This is a genomic window from Sporichthyaceae bacterium, from assembly GCA_036493475.1.
Classification (GTDB): domain Bacteria; phylum Actinomycetota; class Actinomycetes; order Sporichthyales; family Sporichthyaceae; genus DASQPJ01.
Genome location: DASXPS010000097.1, coordinates 1 through 5,815 on the forward strand (window position 1 = coordinate 1; position 5,815 = coordinate 5,815).

At 72.5% G+C, this 5,815-nt stretch carries 6 protein-coding genes; 1 reads left to right on the forward strand and 5 read right to left on the reverse strand.

Annotation, left to right across the window (positions count from 1 at the left end):
* The 3 genes from VGJ14_10690 to VGJ14_10700 all read right to left on the reverse strand — a co-directional run.
* Positions 1–714: GDSL-type esterase/lipase family protein (locus VGJ14_10690; protein HEY2832881.1), on the reverse strand; the 714-nt coding region annotated here is incomplete at its 3' end.
* Positions 711–1,841 carry a glycosyltransferase gene (locus VGJ14_10695; GenBank protein ID HEY2832882.1) on the reverse strand — a complete coding sequence of 377 codons (1,131 nt, stop codon included), beginning with the start codon at positions 1,839–1,841 and terminating at the stop codon, positions 711–713. The genes VGJ14_10695 and VGJ14_10690, both read right to left, overlap by 4 nt.
* Positions 1,841–2,968 (reverse strand): glycosyltransferase family 1 protein, encoded by a 1,128-nt coding sequence (locus VGJ14_10700; GenBank protein ID HEY2832883.1) that lies wholly within the window; start codon positions 2,966–2,968, stop codon positions 1,841–1,843. The genes VGJ14_10695 and VGJ14_10700 overlap by 1 nt, the downstream gene beginning before the upstream one ends.
* 183 nt (positions 2,969–3,151) lie before the next feature.
* On the opposite strand from VGJ14_10700, the gene VGJ14_10705 reads away from it, so the two are divergent.
* The gene (locus VGJ14_10705) at positions 3,152–4,135 is read left to right on the forward strand and encodes a patatin-like phospholipase family protein (GenBank protein ID HEY2832884.1); all 984 of its coding nucleotides are present in this window, start codon (positions 3,152–3,154) and stop codon (positions 4,133–4,135) included.
* Here the strand turns inward: VGJ14_10705 and VGJ14_10710 are convergent.
* Together VGJ14_10710 and VGJ14_10715 are read right to left on the reverse strand one after the other, a co-directional pair.
* Entirely contained in the window at positions 4,108–5,511 is a 1,404-nt protein-coding gene (locus VGJ14_10710) for an MFS transporter (protein ID HEY2832885.1), read from the reverse strand. The two genes, VGJ14_10705 and VGJ14_10710, sit on opposite strands and share 28 nt — an antisense overlap.
* A 60-nt stretch (positions 5,512–5,571) precedes the next feature.
* On the reverse strand, positions 5,572–5,815 hold a 244-nt coding region (locus VGJ14_10715), incomplete at its 5' end, for a hypothetical protein (GenBank protein ID HEY2832886.1).

Genomic DNA, 5,815 nt, shown 5'->3' on the forward strand with positions numbered 1-5,815 from the left:
TGACCGGCGGGCCCGCCGCCGCAGCATCGGTGATCCCACCAGTTCCGGGGTGCGCAGCGCCAACCACGGCACGCCGTGCCGCAGGACCCACCGGTAGAACGCAGCGGATGTCGCCGCGCGCGGCGGAACACCCAGCGGCACCGGTTGGGTCACCCCGATGCGCTGCGCCGCGCCGGCCGCCAACACGCGGTGCCCGTATCCGGACGGATGCATCCGATCCACCGCCCAGCATTCGTCGCGATCGAGCAGCGCCGCGAAATCGAGCAGCAGCACACCGGGGTCGGCGGCCAGCCGGTCCAACCGTGCGTTGATGCGGGCCACGTGTTCCCGCACCGCCCGGCCGGCCTTCTCGGGCAGGCGCAACCGACAGGTCGGGTCATGCAGACGCCCGATCACCACCGTGATCCCGGCGTCGCGCAGCCCGCACACCAACTGCTCGAGGGCGTCGTCGGCCCGGGCCGCGCCGCCGGAGCGAAACAGATCGTTCATGCCCGCGCTGACGCAGGCAACGCGCGGTGACAACGCCCGAGCCTGCGGCAGTTGTTCGCGCAACACCGCGGCAATCGGCGCTCCACCGCGGGCCAGACCCACGAAGCGCGCGCCCGCGGCCGCGGCCAGCAAACCCGCCCAGGCCTGCTCGGGCTGCGTCTCCTGCCCGACCCCGTCACCGGAGACCAGGCTGTCCCCGAGCGAGACATACACCGGCGCGGTCACGGCACACCCTGCCGCAGCGGCGACAACCGGTGCGCGGCCAGGAAGTTCCGCCCGGTGACCTCCCACGGGAAGCATTCCGCGCGCTCGCGGACAGCCGCTCGCAACGCTGCCCGGGGCAGCTCCAGCAGCGCCTCGACCGCTGCCGCGTAGGCCGCGGCGCTGCCCGACACCGCGAACCCCACATCCCCGATCACCTCCGGCAACGCGCTACCCGAATCGACCACCACGGGGGTGCCGCAGGCCATCGCCTCCAACGCGGCCAGCCCGAAGGTCTCCACCGGGCCGGGCGCGAGGAACACGTCGGCGGTGGCGAGCAACGCGGCCAGCGCCGCCCGGTCCTCGAGGTAGCCGAGAAAGGTGATCGGCAGGCCGACGGCGCTGCGCTCCAGCCGGGCCCGCAGCGGCCCGTCACCGGCAATCACACAGCGCACCGAGCAACCGCGGCGGTCCAACTCGCGCACCGTTTCCACCACTCGGCCGGGTTCCTTCTCCGGCGAGAGGCGAACCGCCGCGGCCAGCAGCGGCGAGGAGTGCGGGGCCAATCGCGCCCGCAGCCCGGGGTCGTAGTTGCTCGGCTGAAAGACTGTCAGATCCACGCCGAGCGGAATCTGCACCAGGTTCGGCACGCCGAGGCGCCGGAACTCCACCGCGGCCCAATCGGTGGTCGCGACCACCACGTCGAAGTTGCCCGCCAGGCTTCGGTTGGACGTGTCCACGGCCCGACGCAGCGGCGGGCCGCCGGGGAGTGCCCGCCGGGCCAGCCGATCCAGCCGCTCGTGGCTGATCACCATCGACGGCACCCCGGTGCGCCGCGCCCACCTGCCCAACCCGCGCAGCGTCAACCGGTCGTGCACCTCCAGGCGGTCCGGGTTCAGCCGCTCGAGCAACCGCGCGACCCGGGCGGGCTCCACCATGACCCGGTAGCCGGTGCCGGGCACCGTCGGGGAACGGACGTACTCGATACGTCCCCACGCGGTTTCCTCGCTACCCGTGCGGGCGCCCGGTACCACCTGGATCACCGAGTACCCGGCGCCGGTGTACTGCTCGGCCAGATGCCGCATCGCAGTGCGCAGGCCTCCCGAGCGCGGGGCCACAAAGTTCGCGCATTGCACGATCTGAGTGGGCATCAGGCAGCCAATCGATCCACGGTGGACACCTGCTGGTAGTGGTTGATCAGCTCGTCCCCGATCACCGCCCAGGTCCGTCCAACCACCGATGGACGGGCCGCGGCCGCCAACCGCTGCCGACGGTGCGGATCGGCCTGCAGCCGAAGGATCGCCCGGCGCAGATCCACCGCGTCGTGCGGGGCGAACAGCACGCCGTTGCCGTCCGGCTCGACCAGGTCCAGCAGTCCACCGGCCGCCGGCGCGACCACCGGCAGTCCACTGGCCAACGCCTCCTGCGCGGCCTGACAGAACGTCTCGTGCGCCCCGGTGTGCACGAACACATCCAGCGAGGCGAAGGTCTCGGCCAACTGGGTTCCGCCCTGGAATCCGAGAAACTGCGCGCCCGGCATGCGACGGGTCAGCGCGGCGCGCTGCGGTCCGTCGCCGACCACCACCAACCGCACGCCGGGCGTGCGGTCCAGGCCGACCAGCAACTCCACCTGCTTCTCGTGCGCCAACCGGCCGACGTAGCCGATGAGAAGTTCACCGTTCGGCGCGAGTCGGGCGCGCAGGTCCGCGTTGCGCCGATCCGGCCGGAAGCGCTCGATGTCGACGCCGCGGGCCCAACGGGACACCCGTTGCACGCCACGGCGTTCGAGTTCGGCGACCGCGTGCCGACTCGGTGCCAGCGTGCGCCCCACCACGGCGTGAATGTGCCGTAGCCAGCGCCACAACGCGTTGCCCGCCATCTCCATCCCATAGCGGGAGGCAAAACCGGCCAGGTCGGTCTGGTAGACCGCGACGGAGGGGATGCCCAGACGATGGGCCAGGAATGCACCCTGCGCCCCGACCGCGGCCGGCGAGGCCAGATGCACGACGTCCGGGCGCCAGTCCCGCAGCAGTCGGCCCAGTCCCGGTGCGGGCAGGGCGACGCGGAAATCCCGGTACCGGGGCAGGCCCACGGACGGCCCCCGCACGATCTGCGCCGGTCCGTAGGAATCGGGCAGCGTGTCCGCCCCGGGTCCGCCGGGTGCGTAGACGACGACGTCGTGCCCCCGGTCGGCCATGTGTTCGCAGACCCGGAGCACGCTGTTGGTCACGCCATTCACCTGTGGCAGAAAGGATTCGGTGATCACGGCTACGCGCATGAGTCCAGGCTCTGCGCTGACGGGTGATCAGATGTCGTCCGGGGGCACAGTGTTCGGTGAACTGCCGGCGCCGGTTGGGCGCTACCGCGCAGTTGGACCCCCGACTGGCCCCAATGGCCATCAGCAGGCAGAATCGACGTCACCCGCACGTCCTCGCGGGTTCATCCGCGATCGAGGTGCGTTGTGGGTTACGTGTTCGTGCTCGGCGGCGGCGGTGCGATCGGCGCCTTTCAGGCCGGTTCGCTGCTCGCACTGGCCGAGGCCGGCATCGTGCCGGACGCACTGGTCGGCTGCAGCGCGGGCGCACTGAACGCGGCGTTCCTGGCGGCGGACCCCTCGGTAAAGCGAGCCCGCGCGCTGGTGGAGTTCTGGCAGGCGCCCAGCAGCCGCTCCGTGCTCGCCCCGTCGCTGTTCTCCCGCGTGTTGGGCGTGCCGACCGTGCTGCGCCACGGCGATGCACTGCTGGACCAGCGTCCGTTGCGCGCCATGCTGAACCGCTTCCTGGACGCCCACGACGTGGCCGAGTTCGCGATCCCGCTGCGCATCACCACCACCTGCCTGGACTGTGCGGAATCGGTGCACCACGACCGCGGTCCGCTCACCGAGATCCTGTTGGCCAGCTGTGCGTTGCCCGGCTTGCTCTCCCCGGTCCGGTTGCCCGATGGGCACGACCACGTCGATGGCGGTGTGCTGTGCGGCGTGCCGGTGTCCGCAGCGCTGGACATCGCCGGCCCCGGGGACACCGTGATGGTGCTGGATGCGGGCCTGGCGCCGGTCACCGGCGCGCTGGGTGGCTGCGCGGCGACCCCGGGCTCGGAGCTCGCCTGCGGGCTTGCGGTGTTACCCGGTCGGGTCTACCGAGCCCCCGAGGAGCGACCCCGCGCCCGCCTGCTCGACGTGGTGCTGCGCTCGTTCACCATCGCCCGCTCGGTGGCCAACCGGGCCGCGGTGCGCGAGGCGATGACGGATCCCCGGGTACGGGTGCTGCCCCATCTCGCCGACGCCTGGACGGCCGGGATCCTGGCGACGATGCCGACCGGGCCGCGCGATTTCGCGCGTGCGGGTGACCTGGTCGCCGCGGGCCATGCCGCTGCCATGGCGTGGCTGGACGGCCCGTCGGTGCTGCCGCCCACCCCCGGTCAGACCACCCGGTCCACGGTTATCTGACGTCGCGTCGGATCGGGTCTGCACAAGGAGATCAGGCCCACCACCGCGACTGCGGTGAGCACCGCGACCCCGCAACGGAAGCCCGCGACGCCGCCGCCCGCGGCGGCCCAACAGACGCCGGCCACCACCGGTCCCCCGGTCAACGAGAGGGTGCGCACCGTCATGCCCAATCCCCCGATCAACCCGGCCATTCCCGGCGGCGCAGCGGCCAGCCACGCCGCGTTGATCGGCGCTGTGAACAAGCCCATGCCCGCGCCGAGTAACGACAGCCGCCAGGCCAGACCGACGATGCCCGTACCTGACCCGACCGTCAGCATGGTGAGCATGCCCATCACGGTGAACGCGCTGCCCGCGGCGGCCACCCAACGGGTGCCGTGACGGTCCACCAGCACACCCGCCAGGGTGGCGAACGGCGCCGCCACGCCGACGAAGCAGGCCAACACCACCCCGGTGTGGACGGGGCCACCGCCCATCACATCGGCGACGAAGTACGGCAATGAGAACGCGATCAGCCCCGAGGTGAACGTGTTGGCCAGCACCGCGATGGCCACCCGGGTCACCGCCGGGCGACGGATCAGGGCGACCACCGGCGCGGCCCCCGGTCGGCGCACCCAGGCGGCCGCCGCGAGCCCGGCCACCGGCACCGGAAGCACCGCGAAGCCGGGATGGGCCACGGCCAGGTCCACCGCCGCCAGCAGTGCGGTCACCGCACCGATCAGCAGCACCGCCTCGGTGACCTGCTCGCGGTCGGGCACCGGCCACCGCACACGGCGCCGTGACGCAGGGCGCCCGCGGGGTGCCAGCACCAGGGCCACCGCCAACACGGGGAGCTTGAGCAGCATGACCTGCCGCCACCCCAAGAACTCGGCCACCAGACCGCCGAGTGGCACGCCGGCCAGCGCGCCGAGCGTCATGATCGTGGCGACCTGCCCGAGCGCCCGGCCGCGTTGCGCCGGGTGCACCAACAGAGCGATCAGCGGCAGATAGGCGGCCATGATCAGGCCGCCCGCCAAGCCCTGCGCCACCCGCGCGACTACCAGCACCGCGAAGGTGGGCGCCGCCGCGGCGGCGGTCCCGGTCAGTGCCGTGCCGATAATCGCGGCGCGGAACACCGCGCACACGTCGGCCTGGTCGATCCACCGGCCGAGCGGGATCGCGGCTGCCCCCATGGGCAAGGCGTAGCCCAGCAGCATCCAGGTGGCGGCCGTCGGCCCCACCCCGAGATCCGCGGCGATGCCGGGCAGGGTGACCGAGGAGATGGTCAGTTCGGTGTTGACCACCAACATGGCCAACCCGAGCCCGACCACCGCGGCCCATCGGGTGCGCACGGGATGGGCATCGGCCGCTTTGAGCACACCGGCACCGTAGGCGTCCAAGATGACGACCGAATTGCGCCGAGCGGCCGGGTCACCAAGAGTTCGACCGGAATCCGCCTGTCAGCCGACGGCAGCCACGTCCGGCGGCCATTCCGTCTCGGGCGGGCTCGCGCCGGGGGCCTGGACCGCCAGGTGATTCACGCCGGGCTCGAGCGCCTGCAGTCGGCGCAGCAACTGCTCGGCCACGGCCATCATGCCCAGCGCCATCTGCTCGTCGGTCACACCGGCTGCGGCGTAGGAGTCCCATACGGCGCCCGCGCTCTCGCCGGCGGCCCGGTGACCGCGCTCGCGCGCGTCCTCCACC